The organism is Enterococcus gallinarum NBRC 100675, assembly GCF_001544275.1.
GTDB lineage: Bacteria > Bacillota > Bacilli > Lactobacillales > Enterococcaceae > Enterococcus_D > Enterococcus_D gallinarum.
Genome location: NZ_BCQE01000019.1, coordinates 57241 through 75955 on the forward strand (window position 1 = coordinate 57241; position 18715 = coordinate 75955).

Annotated in this window: 16 protein-coding genes; 3 read left to right on the forward strand and 13 right to left on the reverse strand. The window is 37.7% G+C overall.

The genetic code is table 11. The annotated features are described in order from the left end of the window. Positions 1-17: 17 nt before the first annotated feature. Genes nrdF through nrdI form a run of 4 tightly spaced genes read right to left on the reverse strand, consistent with a single transcriptional unit; the run spans position 18 to position 4586 of the window. Positions 18-965, reverse strand: a complete 948-nt coding sequence (gene nrdF, locus EG2_RS12005; protein ID WP_060814931.1) for a class 1b ribonucleoside-diphosphate reductase subunit beta — start codon at positions 963-965, stop codon at positions 18-20. 26 nt (positions 966-991) lie between these two features. Then, positions 992-1918: a ribonucleotide-diphosphate reductase subunit beta gene (locus EG2_RS12010; RefSeq protein WP_060814932.1), complete on the reverse strand. Its 927-nt coding sequence runs from the start codon at positions 1916-1918 to the stop codon at positions 992-994. 29 nt (positions 1919-1947) lie between these two features. Next, on the reverse strand, positions 1948-4104 hold the full coding sequence (gene nrdE, locus EG2_RS12015) for a class 1b ribonucleoside-diphosphate reductase subunit alpha (protein ID WP_060814933.1): 2157 nt from the start codon (positions 4102-4104) through the stop codon (positions 1948-1950). Then, positions 4101-4586, reverse strand: a complete 486-nt coding sequence (nrdI, locus tag EG2_RS12020; RefSeq protein ID WP_060814934.1) for a class Ib ribonucleoside-diphosphate reductase assembly flavoprotein NrdI — start codon at positions 4584-4586, stop codon at positions 4101-4103. The genes nrdE and nrdI overlap by 4 nt, the downstream gene beginning before the upstream one ends. Positions 4587-5116: 530 nt before the next feature. Between nrdI and EG2_RS18890 the strand changes: the two genes are divergently transcribed. From EG2_RS18890 to EG2_RS12035, 3 genes are all read left to right on the forward strand, one after another. Continuing rightward, entirely contained in the window at positions 5117-5287 is a 171-nt protein-coding gene (locus EG2_RS18890; protein WP_156424241.1) for a hypothetical protein, read from the forward strand. Positions 5288-5411: 124 nt separating this feature from the next. Continuing rightward, the gene (locus EG2_RS12030) at positions 5412-5816 is read left to right on the forward strand and encodes a cytidine deaminase (RefSeq protein WP_060814936.1); all 405 of its coding nucleotides are present in this window, start codon (positions 5412-5414) and stop codon (positions 5814-5816) included. A 39-nt stretch (positions 5817-5855) separates the two neighbouring features. Further along, positions 5856-6353 carry a tetratricopeptide repeat protein gene (locus EG2_RS12035; RefSeq protein ID WP_060814937.1) on the forward strand — a complete coding sequence of 166 codons (498 nt, stop codon included), beginning with the start codon at positions 5856-5858 and terminating at the stop codon, positions 6351-6353. A gap of 606 nt (positions 6354-6959) precedes the next feature. On the opposite strand, the gene EG2_RS12045 is transcribed toward EG2_RS12035, so the two are convergent. The 9 genes from EG2_RS12045 to EG2_RS12085 all read right to left on the reverse strand — a co-directional run bounded on the left by EG2_RS12045 (position 6960) and on the right by EG2_RS12085 (position 18255). After that, a complete protein-coding gene (locus EG2_RS12045) occupies positions 6960-9059 on the reverse strand; it encodes a hypothetical protein (protein ID WP_060814939.1) in 2100 nt (699 codons plus the stop codon). Continuing rightward, the gene (locus tag EG2_RS12050; RefSeq protein WP_060814940.1) at positions 9056-9364 is read right to left on the reverse strand and encodes an LPXTG cell wall anchor domain-containing protein; all 309 of its coding nucleotides are present in this window, start codon (positions 9362-9364) and stop codon (positions 9056-9058) included. The genes EG2_RS12045 and EG2_RS12050 overlap by 4 nt, the downstream gene beginning before the upstream one ends. Before the next feature lie 16 nt (positions 9365-9380). Further along, positions 9381-10427, reverse strand: a complete 1047-nt coding sequence (locus tag EG2_RS12055; RefSeq protein WP_060814941.1) for a DUF916 and DUF3324 domain-containing protein — start codon at positions 10425-10427, stop codon at positions 9381-9383. Next, positions 10414-11085, reverse strand: coding sequence for a WxL domain-containing protein (locus EG2_RS12060; protein WP_060814942.1), 672 nt, complete (start codon positions 11083-11085; stop codon positions 10414-10416). The genes EG2_RS12055 and EG2_RS12060 overlap by 14 nt, the downstream gene beginning before the upstream one ends. Before the next feature lie 143 nt (positions 11086-11228). Beyond that, positions 11229-12704, reverse strand: coding sequence for a helix-turn-helix domain-containing protein (locus EG2_RS12065; RefSeq protein ID WP_060814943.1), 1476 nt, complete (start codon positions 12702-12704; stop codon positions 11229-11231). 251 nt (positions 12705-12955) lie between these two features. After that, the gene (locus EG2_RS12070; protein ID WP_060814944.1) at positions 12956-13657 is read right to left on the reverse strand and encodes a hypothetical protein; all 702 of its coding nucleotides are present in this window, start codon (positions 13655-13657) and stop codon (positions 12956-12958) included. Between the two features lie 15 nt (positions 13658-13672). Beyond that, positions 13673-14491, reverse strand: coding sequence for an ABC transporter ATP-binding protein (locus EG2_RS12075; protein WP_060814945.1), 819 nt, complete (start codon positions 14489-14491; stop codon positions 13673-13675). A 603-nt stretch (positions 14492-15094) separates the two neighbouring features. Next, positions 15095-16078, reverse strand: a complete 984-nt coding sequence (locus EG2_RS12080) for an alcohol dehydrogenase catalytic domain-containing protein (protein ID WP_060814946.1) — start codon at positions 16076-16078, stop codon at positions 15095-15097. Between the two features lie 116 nt (positions 16079-16194). Continuing rightward, entirely contained in the window at positions 16195-18255 is a 2061-nt protein-coding gene (locus tag EG2_RS12085) for a pectate lyase-like adhesive domain-containing protein (protein ID WP_060814947.1), read from the reverse strand. Between the last annotated feature and the right edge of the window lie 460 nt (positions 18256-18715).

The following is an 18715-nucleotide window of genomic DNA, read 5'->3' on the forward strand; positions in this document are numbered from 1 at the left end:
TTCTTTCTATCAAAGGTTTAAAAGTCGTAATCGTCTTCTTCCATGGCTTCTACACTGCCCATCAAGTACCCCGCACCGACTTGTGAGAAGAAATCATGATTGGCCGTTTCTGTTGAGATGCCGTTCATCACGATCGGATTGATATCTTCGATCGTCGCATGATCAAAGCGTGCCTGAAAGCCCATGTTTTGCAATGACTTATTGGCATTGTAGCGAACAAACTGTTTGACCTCATCCGCCAAGCCAATTGGTGCATATATCTCTTCTGTAAAACGGAACTCATTTTCCAAAAGATCGTCTAGTAGTTCATCCATCCAGATTTTGAAAGATGCTTGCTCCTCAGATGAAAGTTTAGCAAAACTCAACTGAAATTTGTAGCCGAGATACGTGCCGTGAACAGACTCATCCCGGATGACTAATTTGATGATTTCTGATAAGTTGGCCAGTTTATTTTGGCCGCGATACCAAAGGGGCAAGAAGAAATTATTGTAGTAAAGAATACCTTCCAAATAGACACTTGCTACTTTCTTTTTCAAGTTGTCTGCTGTTTGATAAATCTCATTGATCCGTTGCACTTTATATTGCATCCGCGGATCATTGTTCATCCACTCATAGGTTGCTTCTGTGACGGCTTTTTCATTTAATGATGTCAAGATCGTACCATAACTTTTGGCGTGGATCGATTCCATCATCAAAAAATTATTGATAACAGCGATCTCTTTATGGGTCAATGCGTCTTCCCGCATCACATTTACGCCTTCTTCTGATTGCAATGTATCCAATAGCGCTAACCCGCCAACAACTTTATTCAGAATGCTTTTCTCAATGTCTGATAAAACCCGCCAGTCTTTTAAGTCATTGGATACCGGAACTCGCGTATCTAACCAAAATTGAGCAGTTGCTTTGTCCCATACATACTCATCAAATTCGTCTTCAATCACATTCCAATTTACTGTCTGTTCCATTGTGTTATCCTCCTTTAACGAATGCCTTAAAACTCGTAATCCCCGTTTTCCATATCTTCGGTTTTGCTGCTTAAAATCAAGCGTGATTGTTTCTGTAAGTCATCGATGCTAGTAATCAGATTTGTGATTTTGTTTAAAGTGTCAACTGGCAAATCATAAAAAACCGACTGAGGGAAACCCAATAGATGATAGAAATAATTCGTGGCATAGTGAAGCAATTCCACACCGATGATCGGCTCGCCGATTTCTTGTATGAAATCGACTTCTATTGAAAGCATTTCTTCCACCAACTGGTTGACCCAAGCGATGAGTGCAGTGCGTTCTTCCGCTGACAACTGCTGACAGGCAAGTTGGAACTTATAGCCAAGATAAGCGGAATAAATACTGCTACCGCGCAAGAGATTGCCAACAAGTTGATTGGTTTGAATCAATGAGTCTTTGACAAAAACTGGAGCAAGTCTTCCATAGGTTAGAATGGTCTCACACAAAAGAAAAGCCGCTTTTTTTTGTAATTCATTTCCCGTCTGATAGCTCTCACTGATTCGTTGCAGTTCCCTTGCCAACGCTGATTGTTGATCCGCAAAAGCATAGTAAGCAGCGGTTTCTTCTTCATCAATAAAGGCACGGAAAAATGTCGTGATCGCCTTGGTATGAACAGACTCCATAAAAGTGGTGATGTTCAAAACAGCTTCTTCTTGTTGGGTTTGAATGCCCCGACGCAAGCTAGCAGCGCCATATTCCGATTGCAAGGTGTAATTCACAGATAAACTGGCAAATAGCTTGTTCAGTTGATCCCGTTCTTGGACTGAAAGGTTTTCCCATTCTGCGATATCCTCTTTCAAGGGAATGCGGGTATCCAGCCAAAAATTATTGGTTAATTTTTCCCAAGTGTATTGGTCCAATGCATCCTGCAATTCATCCCAGTTGACTGCTTTATAGTACAAATAATTCATTGTTTCTTCTCCTTCAGGTTTGGCTTATGTTAGATCATGCATGAAGTACATTCGTTGGCGGTATGGATCTCGTCATCTTCGGTAAATGTCCGCACATAGTACAAAGATTTGATTCCTTTGGTCCAAGCATAGTTACGCAACCGATTCAAGTCTCTGGTAGTCATCAGTGAAGTCCCGTTTTTCTTCCACTCATAGATTCCCTCTGGTAAAACAGAGCGCATAAATAATGTCAAACTCATCCCTTGATCAATGTGTTTTTGGGCAACTGCATAGGTATCAATGATTTTGCGCTGATCCATATCATATGCGGGGGTATAAAATGGCAGGGTCTCATCACTTAAAAATGGTGCTGGGTAGAAGATCGAACCAACATTGTTTTCTTGGCGTTGTTCGATCAATTGGGTGATGGGATGCAGTGACGCACTTGTTTCATTTACATAAGAAATCGATCCATTCGGTGCAATGGCGAGTCGATTGCGGTGATACAGCCCATACTCAGCAACAGATTCTTTCAATGTTTGCCAGTCAGCTTTTTTAGGCAAGCAAATATTAGCAAAGAGTTCTTTGTTTTTGGCAAACGTCAATTCGAAGTCTGATGATAGGTAAGTATCAAAATAGGTGCCGTCTGCATAGGTTGATTTCTCAAATCGATGAAATGTTTCCTTGCGTTCCTTTGCGATTTTATTACTTGCAACTAAAGAATAATAGTTCATTGCTAAGAAGAAGGCCTCAGTAAATTCCAACGCTTCTGGACTGCCATATTCGATTTGATTTCGGGCGAAGGCGGTATGCAACCCCATTGCCCCTAAGCCAATCGTGTGATACAGGTCATTTCCTTTTTTGATACTTGGGACTTGCTTCACTGCGGTTAAGTCAGAAACGGTGGTCAATGCCCTGACTGCCGTTTCAATGGATTGACCAAAATCAGGAGAAACGATCAAGTTCATAATATTCATTGAACCTAAGTTGCAAGAGATATCTGTGCCAATCGTTTGGTAAGACAGATCGTCATTCAAAATTGAAGGCTCCTGCGGCTGTAAGATTTCACTGCAGAGATTACTCATAATGATTCTACCCTCTACCGCATTGGTACGATTAGCCGTATCGATATTCAAAATATAAGGGTAACCGGATTCTTGCTGAAGTCTTGAAATTTCTTGTTCAAGTTCTCTCGCATTAATGTAGACTTTGCGGATTTCTTTATTTTGGACCATCGCATCATATTCTGCGGTTAGATCAATGTAACTGAAAGGTTTGCCATATACTCGCTCCACGTCGTAAGGACTAAACAAAGCCATTGGCTCATTTGTTTTCAACAACTCATAATATTTATCCGGGACAGTGACCCCTAATGACAGTGTTTTTACCCGAATCTTTTCATCCGCATTTTCTCTTTTGGTTGCCAAAAAAGCAAAAATATCTGGATGGAATACATTTAGATAAACGACCCCTGCCCCATTTCTTTGACCAAGCTGGTTGGAATAGCTAAAGGAATCTTCCAATAACTTCATTACCGGTAAGACACCAGAAGAAGCATTCTCAATTTTTTTGATCGGGTCGCCAGAACTGCGAAGATTCGAGAGATTGACTCCTACACCACCGCCAATTCTTGAAAGTTGCAAAGCTGAATTGATGGCACGTCCAATCGCTAACATCGAGTCAGAAACATCAATTAGAAAACAGGAAACCATTTCTCCTCTGCGCTTTTTACCAGCATTCAGAAAAGTTGGAGTTGCCGGTTGATACCGTTGATGGATCAGTTCACCAGCCACTTGGTGAGCTAACGCTTCATCCCCATTTCCTAAATACAATGCATTGTAGAAGACCCGATCATTGAATGTTTCCAGCCATTTGGCTTTATCATTTGTCTTCATCGCATATTGGGAATAGAACTTATACGCTCCTAGAAAACTCTTAAATGCAAATTTCTGATCAACAATTTCTTGATAAAGATCAGACAAAAATGACCAGGAATATTTTGAAATCAATACTTGATCGATATATTCATTTTCAATCAAAAAGTACATTTTTTCTTTGAAAGAAGGAAAAGCGATGGTTTTTGGTTCCACTTCTTCTTTAAAAAAAGCGTGTAATGCTTCCTTGTCATATTGCAAAGGAATTTTCCCATCCACTGGAATGTTAACTAGATTATTCAAATAAAAATAAGATGTCAGTTCATCGTTCATAGTGATCCTTCTCTCTCTTTATTTAATTCCGCTAAACTTTGGCAAATGAGTAGTTTTTCGCCGATTCGCTGAACATCTTTTGTGGTTCCTTTTAATTCATATTCATCCAAGTATGGAAAACCAAAATGCTCTGCATATTGATGCGCAGTCAAAGCGAATTGTTTGTTGAAATTTCGGTTGCCGCTCCCGATGATTCCATAACAATTTTCGTAATTTTTTTCAAAGATCAAATACTCTTTGAGGGGTGTAGTAAGTATTTCTTGGTAGCCATTATCAGTCCCATTGCCTCCTTCTAAAAATGCTGGCAAAAAGGTGACAAATGGTTCAGTGATTTTCTGGAATGCCTGTTTGTTGGTAACAATTTCTTTTACATTCCATGAGTGTACTGCTATATTTTTTGGACGATAATAGGCTTCTAAACGCCTAATAAAGTCTCTTGTATTTCCTGTTAGACTGATATAAAGAATGTTGATTCTTTTCACATCGATTCCTCCTATCTCTTCTTGGAACACGATATATAGTATCACTACCGAGAGTTAGACACAATATGTTGTGTTATATTTTCTGGAGGAAATTTTTTTCATCGGAGTTTTTGTGAATATCCACTTCTTTTTCATGAATTTTTTATTCTTTTTTAGTATAGAAAAATCAACACTCTTCACTTCTAAACAGAAAAAACGTCACCGTGAAAAAGAACAACAACAACCTCAGTTCCTTTGTTCTACAGACTTGAATTTAGTTATCTCTAATGATTTTTTTGCGTCTGATACAAGTCATTCATTTGACAAAAAAGTTCCGAATAACAGCGTAATTCAAAATATTCAGTTGGAAAATAGGAAAAACACATGAAAAAATCGGAGCAAAAGTGGTCAAAAAAATAACGTTTATGTCCTTCTTATGGAAACTTTTAGAATAAATCTGTCAAAAGTAATAACTTTCTCTGCTCCTTCTTCTAGGGAATTTATTTTATTCGTATAGTATGCTATTGTTAGGAAAAAGAGGTGCTTTGGCAATGTCGAACAAAAAAATAAGTAATGCTTATTTCGCAGTTGCTTTCATCAACTTTCTGGCCTCCCTATTGCTGCTTTTTGCTAAAGGAAACTTAGCGAAAGTCGCCAGCATGATCTTTTTCATTAGTTTCATGGTGTACATTGGCTTAGCAATCAAAAAAAGACGCACATAAAACGGCTATCCTCCAAATCCTTCAGCCATTCAGTGACTGGCTTCTCTCCGCTTCTGAGAGAGAAGGAATAAGTTTTTATCAGAATAAAGACAATAAACAAAAAATCAATCAAAGGAGTTTTTTCATGAAAGCTGAATCAAGACTTTTTGAAACGGTTAAATCGGAGTTACTTCAGCGGTATCCGACAGGTTGGGGTGGTGTCGCCGGTGCCTATTTAGAGAATGATGAAATAATAATTGGCATCTCGCCAGACTTTCCTAATGCCGGTTCTAGTGTGTGTATGGAGCTAGGTTGTATGTTGGAAGCGGCTAAAATGAATGCACGAATCACCCATACCCTCTGTTTGGTTCGAGAGGACGAAAACGCACCCTTTAAAATTCTTTCTCCCTGCGGCATATGTCAAGAACGGCTTGCTCTTTGGGGTGGTGATGTGTTGTGTGCATTGACCACAAAAGATGTTGACAGGATTGAATTTGCAAAGCTGAGCAGTTTACAGCCTCATCACTGGCTTAAAGCTTATCAAGAATAATATAATTGAATTATGTCTACTAAGAATGGGGAGAAATAGATGGAGAAAAACCAACTGGCTATCATCGAAACTGCCATCCAGTTACGCAAAGCTGGAAAGCTGCAAGATTCAAACGACCTATTGCTAAAAAGCTATCCAAGTAATCCTGAGAATGCCTATCTAAATTATCAAATTGCTTGGAGCTTTGATGCCTTAGGGGAAGAGGCACAGGCGGTGCCTTATTACGAACGATCAATTGAATTAGGGCTGGCGGATCCAGATCTGGAAGAAGCCTATCTTGGTTTGGGTAGCACGTATCGTGCTTTAGGAAACTATCAAAAAGCGGAACAAGTCTTGCGTGAAGGTCAAGATAAATTTCCGACAAACAATGCGTTAAAAGTGTTTTATGCGATGGCTCTTTTTAATCTTCAACAATACAGCCAATCCAATCAAATTTTATTAGAACTGCTAGCACAAACTTCATCGGATCAAAAAATCAACGATTATCACAAAGCGATTGCTTTTTATGCTGACAAAATGAATCAAACTTGGGAATAGAATTCCATAGAAAAAGGACTAGCTGGCTTGCTAGTCCTTTTTCTATGGAATTTATGGAACTAGTTGAATCAGAAATGATCTCACACAACTATTAGTCCTTATTGGTAAAGAGCCAGTCTTTCTAAGTGAGAATACCAAGTTTTTTAGCAAAAAGTCATTTGGTCTTGCGATAGTAATCTCACTTACTAGGAGTACCTTTATTTGTAGTTTTTTTGTTCTCTGAACCAACATGGTAAGCAACTGAAAAACCTATAAATAAGCTCACAGTTATCCACCATTTGAAAGGTCTATCGATTAGAATAGATAGTCCCAAATTCAAAAGCAATCCGGCTAAAAAAGATCCAAAATAATTTTTCATGTCACCTACCTATTCTGATCTTAAATGATGATCGTTTAGTTGTAGCGCTAAGATATTCTGACATATCAACACAAGGAGATTGTTGATTCTCCTTTTCTTGAGGCAAATTAACAAGACAACATTATCTGACTCTGAGTCAATAATGTTGTCTTGTTAAAATTTTTAAGTTTTTTCTTTACCATCACTAAATATTAAGGAACCAATGTTCCTCTAATATTTAGTGCGCTGGATATTGATACTCAAATTACCTAGTCTGGTGCATCTTCAAAGGTCCAGCGTAAAGATCCCTGATAGCTTCCTACAGGATCAGAAGGATGGACAGCCAATTTTAGATTTTTCGATAAATCAAATGAGGCACTTCCACTTCCTTGCCAGATTTCTTGCTCTGCATGATTGATTCGCAAGTCTGTGTTATCACCCTTTATGATTAACCGTTGAGCTAATACGTCTTTCTCTTCATTCGTAAGCGGCTGTTCTTCTTTTACTTTCACTGTCCAGCGACTTTTTTCTAACTTACTATGATCTTCTATTTGTGCCTTATCCTTAGTAGGTGGAAAAACGGCCTTGTCCCTTGAAGGAATGTGAACTTCACCAAAACTAATTTTTCCCGGAAGAGACAAACTTGGACCCTTTTCTTTTTCAATTACCCTCGTCTCTACGTTCGATCCTTGTCCGTCATTATCTTTCATATAGAAAGAAACTTCATGGCCTATCCATTGCTCTGGAAATGCGAAAATCATTTTAGCTTCGCCATTTTTAGGAGCTGAGGGAAATTCTTTTATGACCTTTTCTTCCTCCTGATACTTGGCAACGAAAGAGAGAGTTGTCGGCTTTTCTGATGATGGGTCATGAGAATATTTGATAGTCAATTCTCTTTGATTATTGAATCTTGAAATCAAAAGAGGATTGTCTTTGTTTAGTAAATCAAATTTTAAAGGTTGTCCCTTTTTGTATCGATGAACCATCATTTGTTCATCTGGTAAAAAAATCCCCTGATCCTGTTTGTTATTCCTAATTGGTGTGTAGCCATCTATCTGCGGGTATTTATCAGAGAGATCATAGTGCGTTGTAATGATCCCCTCTTTCTCAAATGGTGGCTGCAAAATGTTATCTTTCTCATTCAAAAAAGCAACTGTCACTTTCCCCATATAATTTACAAAAGATTCTCCTGAATGCTCCCCAATTTTTTGTCCATTGCGGAATGTTTGAACACTGAAAGGCAGGGATAATTTTCCATCCTTAACAAATGATTCATCTACCGGATGATTTGCGCCATTCCAAGTTAAATCTACGTAGTAGAATAGAATCGTGTCATACAAACGTGCATCATTGAAGTCTTTGACTTTAAAATTGACTTTACCATCAGATGATTCGTCAATACTAAACAAATTAGTTACATCTTCTCCAGAAAAGTTAACGATTCTCGCTTTTTTTACAGAATATTGCTTCGTCGCAAACATCTTTTGTAAATCAAAAGCCACGGATATAGAATTATTTTTCTCCCAATTTGCTATATTGGGAATAGTTTGTTGTGCTTTCAGATAAACGTCTTGGTTTGCTTTTGCAAAAGAGGATTGAACGCCGTAAGCTGCAGGGAACTCAGGATTGGCTAGAAACTCCGTACTATACTTTATTGATGATGTAGTAGCATCATTATTGTGAACCACAAATTTCACACTAGAAACTAGATTCGTAGTTAACTCAAAATTTTGTCTTGGATCTACTGCCCAAGCGCCGCCTCCTGCTGGATTTTTGAAATATACCCAATAATCATCTGCTCCACCATCATAGACATCATACATGATGTTTGTAGGGTTATTCGCATATAGCCCTTTAATCAAAGTTCCCGGAGATACGAAACCAATATATTTATTTTGATTTAAGCCATAGTAATTAAAAGCTGTCTTCAATTCCAAAGGTTGGTTGTTTTTGTCTAGAAACTCATAAGTAGCGATCATTTCACCATCAATATAGATTCTCAGAAAGTCTCTTTTTGTAAACCAAATCTCTCCACCGTCTAAATTTCCTTTATTCCTTTCTAGTGTTACGAGTAAATTGACTGGTTCGCCATTGTAAAAGCCGACATTTTTCACTAGCGCTTTACTTTTATTCGTATTTCGATCTACTTCTATATGAGTTGAATAGGCATTTCCTTCAATTGGTTCAACGGATAGTGCCTCATTGTAATGCATGATAAACGTATTTTCCGCAGGAGTCACTGATTGATTGGCCCAATGAAAGTAGCCTAGATCGGTTAAAGGTCTTGGCGCAGCTTCTGCAGTCACTGCACCTAAGAAAATGCCGGAGAATAGAATCAACCAATAGATTAGCTGCTTATATATTCTCATAAAGCATCCCTTTTATCCTTCTGATTTTTCTTCAAAAAGTAAAGTGTGGTAGCCACGCCTAGTAATAGTATACCGAATCCTTGTAATAAAAATGGTCGTTCTTCCCCAGTTTTTGGCAATGTTTTTGGACCAATAGCCATACTATGGTCTCCGATAGATACCTTCTCCATGGGGACCACTTGATTTTTATTAGTAGGTTGATAAAAAGAGATTCCCACTTCACTCTTAACTTGTTCACTTGCTGATACCGATGTTGCGCCCCCAAGTAATAACATCAACAAGAAAAGACTAAAGAGTTTTTTCATTTTTGCCTCCCCCGTTCTATTGCTTTTTACGTTTCAAATTGAAAATATAGCCGACTAATACCAGAATGATCACCAAGAACAGTGCGGCAATGAGATAAATCATTGTATGATTCTGTTCTTTTTCTACTTCGACTGCTTTCGTGTTTAGTTTTTCATCTTTCCCCTTGATTTCAAACTCTTTCTTTAGTTGCCACGTTTTTCCTTCATCATTTTTTAAGTCAATGACTAATTCATAGTTCCCTTTTTTCAATGGTTCATTATTCCAGCTGATTGGTAGGCTGAACTTTGACCGTGGAGCAAAAGAGATTTTTTTATCCATCTCTTTCAGCACGTCTTTTTGGCCTTTTCTAGTGACTGTTGCATGCATAGCCAGTTTGCTCATGAGGACGGGTTGCGAATTCTCTAAATCAGCAAAAACCGTCAAATAACCATTATCCAAGCCTGGTGTGACTTTTGTCAGTGCAAAATTAGGTTGCACGTCATTACCAGAGCAAATCAATTTTGCTCCTATTGTATAGGCAAATTTGTTGTTTAGAGTAAACCCTTCTGTTTGTTCTTCTTTTCCTTCAGTGTCTTCATAACAATAGAATCCACCTAATACAGTTCCGTCAAAACCTTTTTCAGGAATATTCAGCTCAAAAGCAACCTCTTTCTCTTCCTTTGGTTTTAAAGAGACTTTTTGGTTTTTTGAAATCAGTTCTTCAAAAGATGGTCCCCCAAGAAGTTTTTCTCCATGTTTGGAGTAATCAATCGCCCCATTTTGATTGGTTATGCCATTATTTGCTTCTACATTGACTGTGATGTCCTTTGTACTCGTGTTTCGAAGTTTAAGAATCAATTTTTGTGAGCTGCCAGGAACAACTTTTAAATCATAATAGCTCGCTTCTGATTGTTGGTTTTCTGGCAGAACAGCTTGGGCATCGAAAGAAACTTTATTCGTTGTTTTCGAATCCGTTTCTGCAAAACCATTTAAGGGACACGTAGCTGCCAAGAAGAAAACAGAAAAAATAAAAAAGATGGAGAATGATATTCCCCATCCTCCGTGATTCTTAGGCTGGCGCATCAGTTAACACCCACGTTAGATCTGCTGTATAGGCTTGTGCTTCAACGCTAGCTCGTGGAACATGAAGCTTCACACTTTCATTGTTTCCGTCTTCCCCTTCAAAAACAGCAGCAAAGCCACCAGCACCTTGCCCTTCTTTCGCAAGCATAAGATCTTGATATTGTTCATTCAAGTCGAATGTAGTATCTGCCATTTTAGGCATAGGCGATTGGTTGTTTTTAGTTACAACTTTACCATTAGACAATGTCATTTTGGCTCCAGTTAATTCGTGACCGTTTTCTCCAACAAATGGTTTTAATGTGACACCTAGAGACCATCCTTTTGCTCCACCCCGAGTGTCATTTACTTGTACGTGTGGTTTTTGATTGAGTGCATAATAATCTTCATCCCCTTGTGAGATTTCATGCTGACCAAAAGTAATGTTTGAAGCGAAAGGAATCGATAATGATCCTGTATCTCCTGTGCTTGGATCATCATCGTGAGTGTCATCAGGAACGATTGGGTCTACATCTTCTCCTGATCCTGGTGTAAATGTCACGTCTGTCTTGTTCGTAAAACTCGATAGCAGACTTTCCTGACTCTCTGCGAAAGCAGTCACGCCCGTGGCACTAAGTGCGAGTAATCCTAGTGCAGTTGTAGCAACCAATGATTTTTTCATTTTGTAATTCCTCCTAGATAATAATTGATCTAATTTAGATCTAAAATTATTCTGCCACGGTCGCTCAGGTTTTTCTAGTTTAAGAATTTTCGCATTTTCAGAAGAAAATTACGTTTTGATTAATCAAAAAAACAAGTCTGCATTTAGCGCAAACTTGCGTTGATCGTTGTTAACTGGTACAAAACCTCTCCTAATTGGTGCCAATTCCTTTCTGTAGGAATGTTCTTCATCAATATCAATGGCACTTCGCCTGTATTGAAATAATAATTCGAAATGACCAAATCAACATCCTCTATGTTTGTTTGATAATCATAGAATGCGAAGGTATAAGAATGGCCAAAAAGCGCATTGATCTTGTTCATTAGCCATAGACGATGGGTATGATGTAAATCATCATGGACTAAAATTTTTACCGGATCGATATAAAATGAGAATAAATCATAATAATCGAGAATAAAATAATAATTTAAAAATAGTTGTTCCCAATTTTCAAGAATCTGAGCCACCTCTTTATCCGTTGTGTCGGTCAATCGATGATGAAATTCTTCTATGATGCGATATTTTTTGGGACTTTCTTCCCTTACTTCATCAATGTAAGAACGATTAAAAAAGAGGTCAGTATTCCCATAGAAGAAAGTACTACGCTCATGAAACGCAATAAAATTAAACATTAATTCAGGATCATCAATAGCTAGAGTGAACTTAAACATCTCTTTTAAAACTTCCGTCAAATGTTGGACGACTCTGTAAGAACTTGTTTGGTGTTCTCTATGAGCAGTAGCATAACTATTTTCATATTGGCTATTTCCATCGATAATACCAAAAGAATAAATCACTTGATAAAGAAAAAAGAGTTCATCTTCCTCAAAAAACAAACCTGTCTGATTGTTCCACTTTTGTAATCGAACAAAATTGGGATCCGCTTTGATCACTGACTGATCATCAAGAGTAACAATGACCTTTTTGATTTGGCTTCGCTCTAAATTAATCGCCAACCAATAGGAAAAGATTCGTGTCTGTAAGGGTTCTAATGTGATCTGATAGTTTTTTTCAAATGAATGGATTAGGTGTTCTATTTTGCTGAACTTAATTTGAAAAGGCCATTTATCATCATTTTCTCTAGTGGCGTTCCAATAAAAGTAATAGAAAAAACAGCGAATGTTTCTCTCATCTGCAGTTAATTGCAATCGATATGGATGGAAATGTATTCGGTAACGATTAAAATACTGTTCAAGAAGTTTCGCGTAGCGAAGAACAGTCGAGACACTAGTAAATTGTTTTTCAGCGAAGTCTTTCAAGGTTTTTTCTGGGTGATTGTACATGAACTGAATCAAATGATAATTGTAGGATGCTTTGTAAAAATGAAGATAAATAGTGTATATCGGGAAATCTTCTTCTTTTTGGATCTGAAATCGTTTGTTGTTATCATTCAATAACCAAATTTTCCCATCATACCTTTTGAATAATCCAGTCAGTTCGTCTATATAGTTTAAGATAGATCGATCCGTTACATGGAGAATATTCTTTAATTCGTTCATTTCGCAAGGGGTATTCTTTTCCAGTAAATAATCTAGTAGGATTACTTTCTTCAGTGATGTTTTGGTTAAAAAAGTTTGCATGGTTCACACCTCAAATCTTATGAATTTTTTGTTAAATTGCCTTATCTTGCAATTGAAAATCTTTATTTAGATAATAAAATGCTGATTGCCGTATAATCTTGCCCACAGAGCCTAAAAAAATCACCTACATATCGATGATCGTAGGCGAATTCTGAAATTAATCATTTAAAAAATCTTTTTACAGAGTGATGTTCATTCGTCTATGAACATATATTGTCGCAAATGCTAAGTTTTTTTGCTGAAAACCCCATTTAGAAATCAATCTTTTTGATTTTCCAATTAGCTATCAGATAAAGAATAAGAACCACAACCGCTGTATACACAAGATCGATTGCTGCAACGGACCCTACTCCTAAAAAACTAAGTAAATACAATGGTGTCTCAAATAGAAAAGAAAGCCCGATATTTGCAGCACCAATCGAGATCAATATGGGTAACAGGATCAGCAACAAAATCGTGATGGTCATTAGTGTTACCCCTTCATATTTTACAAAAAACGCTAAAATCAACGCAATGCTCAAATAGAAAAGCGGACACAAAAGATAAGCCCCTATCGAAAGCAGAACTGGTTCCCAGAGAACTGTCACTTGAAAGCCAAATTGAAAGATTAAACTAAAAATCAATAATAACATTCCTGCCACAATACCTAGAGCAAATGCAGAGAGAAAAAGTGAAAGAAGATAGTTTCTTCTGCCTTTCTTTGTTTTAAAGAAGAAATCGCCAATATGCGTGTTTTGATCGTCTATTAGGAAATTAACGGCTAGTATAGGCAATAAAACAGGGAAAATAAAGTTAACAGCGCTCAGATAATCAGTGAAATCCAAAGGATCTCCCATGAAATAGTTTAGGAATGGCAATGCTAAACAAACTAGGCTAACTGCAATTAAATACTTGCTGCCAAAAGAGACGACGCGTCTTCGAATATCTTTTCTTGTTAATACGGATACATTCATCGTTCTTTCTCCTTCCTACATTGAAAAATACAGCTCTTCCAAATTTGATTGGTATTTTTTTATTTCAGTTGGAAATAAATCAAAACGAACAAGTAATTTCATTAATTCAACTCTTACCGAAGCGTCTACGATAAAGGTTTCATTCAATTGTTCATATTCTCCAATTTGGCTGATCAATTTCTGAACGTTGGCTATGTCTTCTTTTGCGAAAACAAATTGATAACGCTCTTTTGCGCCGAGTTCCGCATGATAGACAATTTCGCCATTCTTGATGAAATAAGCTCTGTCACAAAGTTTCTCTAAGTCTCTTAAAATATGGCTCGATATGATTATCGAGAGATTTAAATCTTTCGCAAGGTGTTTCAATGTGTCAATGGTTGCTTGAATTCCATCTGGATCAAGACCGTTCATCGGTTCATCCAGAATCAATAAATCATTCTTGTTAATGAGTGCGATTCCCATCCCTAGACGTTGCTTCATGCCTAAAGAGAAGTTCTTCACCTTTTTGTTTTGATAGCCTTCCATGTTAAAAAGTGACTCGATATATTCTAGCGGGTAACTATCATTGGACATAGCCTGAAAATAAGATAAGTTTTCTCTTGCTGTCTTATTTGGAAAATACTTTGGTCCATCAATCAACATCCCCACTCGTTCATCGCCAATCACTTCTCCTGTATAGTTAACCGTTAAACCGCTCATTATCTTCATCGTGGTGGTCTTACCCGCACCATTTGGACCGATCAAACCAACGATTTCTCCCGGTCGAACGTCGAGGTTGATATTGGTCAAAATCGACTTGTTCTCAATCGTTTTAGAAACCTGTTTTAATTCCATTCTACCCACTTCCTTTTCATTTACTCTCACCAACCGTTAAAAACACGCCTTTTAAACGAATTTCTTAGATATTTCTTCTGCCAACTCGTTCAGAAATGTAATTCCTAATGCTTAGAAAGAAATATTTTCTTTCTAAAGCGAATAAGTCCGCCATTACCTTCTTGAGGGCAAAAATACCACTCATCTACAATCTAAAGACATGAAAGTTCCCACAACATTTTTTTAGAATCAGGCCTTTTAATTTTTATACCTTTCCTGAATAAACAGTGATGTCTTAATTATATGATGAGACGATCTTTAAGAAACGTCAATTAATAACCTCTTTTAATGAAAAATTGTCATTTTCTCTTTGTACAACTTATTACAGAAACTAGGGTCCAAAATCGACCAAGAATTATTTTCCCATGATAGACAAAATTTTTCTAGTTTAATAAATTTCACGAGAACCGAATAAAAATGAACGTGTGGGGCCAAAGTGAAAAAGACCAGTTTACTTTCTTATGTAAACCAGTCCTTTCTAATAAAATGATTACTTTAGATTTTAAAAACAGCGGTTTTCAACTAGCACTGTGTATGAATTATCGGATTTGAAAGAGTCCTCCTTTATTGTTCATCTCCCGGGATTAGAACGATTTTACGTTTTTCCTCATTTCTTTCAAGGATCGAATGAGCCCAAGAGGCATCGGAAAAATGTTTGAGGAGAATATTGTTTTCCAGTAATTTTCCCTGACCAAAATAGCGATTTATCTGTTCCCCAGCAGACTGAAGTTGAGAAATTGTAGCTAAACTAATCACAAATCCTTTGATTTGTTTATTCTGGGTATAGAAAGACTGCACGGAAAAAGCAGCTGGTTGAATCGGCGCTGTGATGAGTCCTAGGACACCATTAACAGATAAGCAGTCTAGATTTGTTTGTAAAGAGACTTGTCCAGAAGTATCAATCACAAAATCGACCCCTTGAGGATGTTTTTGATGAATCAGCTGAACTAGATCATCTGTATGATAACTATAACCCTCTTGGCTACCTATACTTCGGAGCTCAGCAAAGGAATCAGGACGACTCGTTGTTAGAACATGAGCACCTAAGTCACAAGCAATCTGAATCAACTTCTTTCCTAAATGCCCCGCTCCTCCCTCAATCAACAGTGTTCTTTCACCAGATAGATTTAGCACATCCTTCAGTAAAATAGCAGCTGTGGCTGCTGAATGTACAGAAGCCACAAGTTGCAATGGATCACAGTTTTCCGGCACACGAAATAAGCGCTCCTCTGGAATGGCAGCGAGTGTACTGGTAATTCCTTGACGGCCTCCATAGCCCATGCTATTGGTCCAAACCCAATCTCCCACTTTAAATTTGCTGTTTTTTTCACCCGCATCAATGACTTTTCCTACTGCATCACGCCCAATAATAAACGGCAAAGGAATGGGCGTTTGGTAATTTCCAGAACGAATAAAGGTATCGACATGATTCACAGCAACACCGCATACTTCAATCAAAACTTCATTTGGCGAAATTTTCGGATCTGGCAACGTTACAATTTCTATTTTTTCTGGCGATCCAATGTGTTTAATTACTGCTGCTTTCATGTTTCTTATCTCCTTTTTATCCTTATGACGACTTAAATGAATCATTAATGTTCGTTCTTGGCGTTATAATAAGAACAAACGTTAAGAACCTTGGTTCTATTTTAAAAGTCTATCCATTATTGAGGACCATTTGTCAAAGTCCAAGTTAATTGTCCTTCATATATTCCTTTTTGATCTGTCGGATGAACCGTCATTCGAAGACATTCTGCGAGTTTAATCTTGGCAGCTCCTTTGCCTTCAAACACCGGTTGGTACTTTGAGTTGATTTGAGTTATCTGATCTTGTTCAGCAATGCTCAATCGATTTTTTAGCTGATCCCCATGTTTATTTTTCAGTGGTTGTTCTTCGCGAACAGATAGGAACCATTCCTTCTTTTTACTGCTAGTATCATTCACTCGTATTTCTTGGTCACTTGGCAGATTCACAAACTCATCCGAAGCTGGAATTTCTTGCTCTTTGAAATCGAGGGTATCTGGTATCTCGAAGCGAGGTCCAACGTACTTGACTATTGTACTTGCATCGGATGATAAGTCATTCAAAGTTGCCACTGCAACGACTTTCGTCCCTTCTTTTTGTTGTGGAATTGGCAACAGATATTTTCCATTTTTGTTGACCGTCCCTTTTGCGATTTCGTTATCATTCACTTTGATTACAATTTCCGCTTCCGGCTCAGCCGTTCCACTTGCTTGCGTACTTTCGGTAGTCAATGCATCAATCGTAGTTGGGGCGATCTCTGTTTTCTTTGAAAAACTGCCGCCAACAATTTTTCCGACTTTACCTGAATCAAAATTCTTTAAGAAAGCTGCATTAGTTGATTCCAAGTCTAACGTTCGTTGTCCAGTTGTATAGGTATCTAGAACAAAACTTGCGGTTAATGGACCTTCATAAACATCATCTGGTTCTTCGGATGCGGTATTCTTAACTTTCCACGTACTTAGTCCTTTTGAGGAAGCAACATGAACAGTTGTTGGAAGCGCCCAGGCACCCAAAGCAGGCCCCTTACTATTGGAAATCTTGAAATTGGAACCTTCAAGGAGATTTAATTTGTTCCCAGTTTGAATTGTTGCCTGCAATCCTTCAGAGGAAGCAACCAATGTCCCATTGCTTTTGACTGTCACTGATCCGTTATAAAGCAGGATCGCTTCTTCATCAGTTACTTTTGAACTTGTGTCTAATGTTCCAGCATGATCAATTATCAAGCTTCCTCCTGCTGCACCACGAATGGCAGAGTCCACATCGGAGTCGATCGTTACATTTCCATGGACAGTAATATTTCCGTTGGGATTATACATAGATAGTCCTAATCCTTTTGCAGCTACTTTTACGTTTGCTTTTGCACCAACGTTTAGGCCATCGCCTGTATTAAGAGCAATGTAATTTGCGGTATCTGTAAATTTCACCTTCGCATCATTGGTGATGTTTAATTGTTTTCCTTGAAAGATTTCTTCTAAATTGGCACTTGCCTCTATGGTTCCTTCCAAATTTGCCGTTCCATTTGCCAAATAAATGAACTGATTTCCTGTTGAAGTCACGTTCTTATAGTTAACAGTCACACCTGGATACTCGGACCAGAAAAGCGGATAGATGGGCTGATTGGTTAGATGAATGTCTTCAATCCCACATACAGCGTTGTTCAAAGCTACACCAATTTTTTGATAATTCATATCGATTGTATGACCATTTCCAAGAATCTTTTTATTGCTGAAGATATTAAATGTTCCCAATAATTTTAGATCGTTTGCTAAAGAAATCGATTGTACATTTGAGTCAAGCAACGCAGACTTGAATTCAGGGTATGTGCTTACCGTCACAGAGTTTTCTATTGAAGTTTTTTTCAAGTCTTTTTTTGCACGGTACTCTTCTTTTCCTTCTGACTCCGTTTGCTTGTTCGAAATCGAATCTTCAGTTGTATTTAGAGATTTTTTATCATTGACTGGTTGTTCGTCACTAGTATTAACTGCAGCACTTGAGGATGGAGACTCAGAATTTGGGCATTGCGATGCTGCTATTGAACATTTGGATGAATCATTCTTGAATGAATCAATAAAAGCTGAACTATCAGAACTAGCGGATATTGATCCCTTCTCTTCAGCAAATCCTACTTTAGTTTTGCTGATACATCCAGCTGTAAATGCGACCAGAACTAGTAAATAATAGATTTTTGCTTTCTTTTTCATATCAATACTCCTTCATCTTTTTTTAGTTATCCCATTTTTCCATCGGTACATCAGTTACTTTTCGTCGGAAAGAATCACATATTGTGCGAAAAAGACGAGCATCACGTTCCCATTTCCCAATTGATACAACAATCTTTTAATTATCACTTTGCATAACTAAACTTCTTAAATCATAGCTAGCATTGGTTCCGTAATCGTTCCTACCGCAATCATCCAACACTTCGATTAGTCTTAGATGCGAGCATTTAAAACTTTCTCTTTAATATAAAGTGGATTACCATATATTTTTATTCTCTCATGAACAATTTGTCGCTTCTAGTGCAATGTTTTTCTTGGGAGCTGAAAAAATGCTGTTAAAAAAATAATAATCAAAAATGGTTGAAGAGAACGCCCTTTCCTTTATCTATAGCTGAGCTCATAGAAAAAAGATCTGAACGGTAACTACCATCTCAGATCTTTT

Excerpts from the sequence above, each read along its gene's own strand:
- EG2_RS12085 (WP_060814947.1), bottom strand. The coding sequence starts at position 18,255 with ATGAAAAAGAAAGCAAAAATCTATTATTTACTAGTTCTGGTCGCATTT.
- EG2_RS12035 (WP_060814937.1), top strand. The coding sequence starts at position 5,856 with ATGGAGAAAAACCAACTGGCTATCATCGAAACTGCCATCCAGTTACGC.
- EG2_RS12075 (WP_060814945.1), bottom strand. The coding sequence starts at position 14,491 with ATGGAATTAAAACAGGTTTCTAAAACGATTGAGAACAAGTCGATTTTG.
- EG2_RS12070 (WP_060814944.1), bottom strand. The coding sequence starts at position 13,657 with ATGAATGTATCCGTATTAACAAGAAAAGATATTCGAAGACGCGTCGTC.
- EG2_RS12010 (WP_060814932.1), bottom strand. The coding sequence starts at position 1,918 with ATGAATTATTTGTACTATAAAGCAGTCAACTGGGATGAATTGCAGGAT.
- EG2_RS18890 (WP_156424241.1), top strand. The coding sequence starts at position 5,117 with ATGTCGAACAAAAAAATAAGTAATGCTTATTTCGCAGTTGCTTTCATC.
- EG2_RS12050 (WP_060814940.1), bottom strand. The coding sequence starts at position 9,364 with ATGAAAAAACTCTTTAGTCTTTTCTTGTTGATGTTATTACTTGGGGGC.
- EG2_RS12055 (WP_060814941.1), bottom strand. The coding sequence starts at position 10,427 with ATGCGCCAGCCTAAGAATCACGGAGGATGGGGAATATCATTCTCCATC.
- EG2_RS12065 (WP_060814943.1), bottom strand. The coding sequence starts at position 12,704 with ATGCAAACTTTTTTAACCAAAACATCACTGAAGAAAGTAATCCTACTA.
- EG2_RS12045 (WP_060814939.1), bottom strand. The coding sequence starts at position 9,059 with ATGAGAATATATAAGCAGCTAATCTATTGGTTGATTCTATTCTCCGGC.
- EG2_RS12080 (WP_060814946.1), bottom strand. The coding sequence starts at position 16,078 with ATGAAAGCAGCAGTAATTAAACACATTGGATCGCCAGAAAAAATAGAA.
- nrdE (WP_060814933.1), bottom strand. The coding sequence starts at position 4,104 with ATGAACGATGAACTGACATCTTATTTTTATTTGAATAATCTAGTTAAC.
- nrdF (WP_060814931.1), bottom strand. The coding sequence starts at position 965 with ATGGAACAGACAGTAAATTGGAATGTGATTGAAGACGAATTTGATGAG.
- EG2_RS12030 (WP_060814936.1), top strand. The coding sequence starts at position 5,412 with ATGAAAGCTGAATCAAGACTTTTTGAAACGGTTAAATCGGAGTTACTT.
- EG2_RS12060 (WP_060814942.1), bottom strand. The coding sequence starts at position 11,085 with ATGAAAAAATCATTGGTTGCTACAACTGCACTAGGATTACTCGCACTT.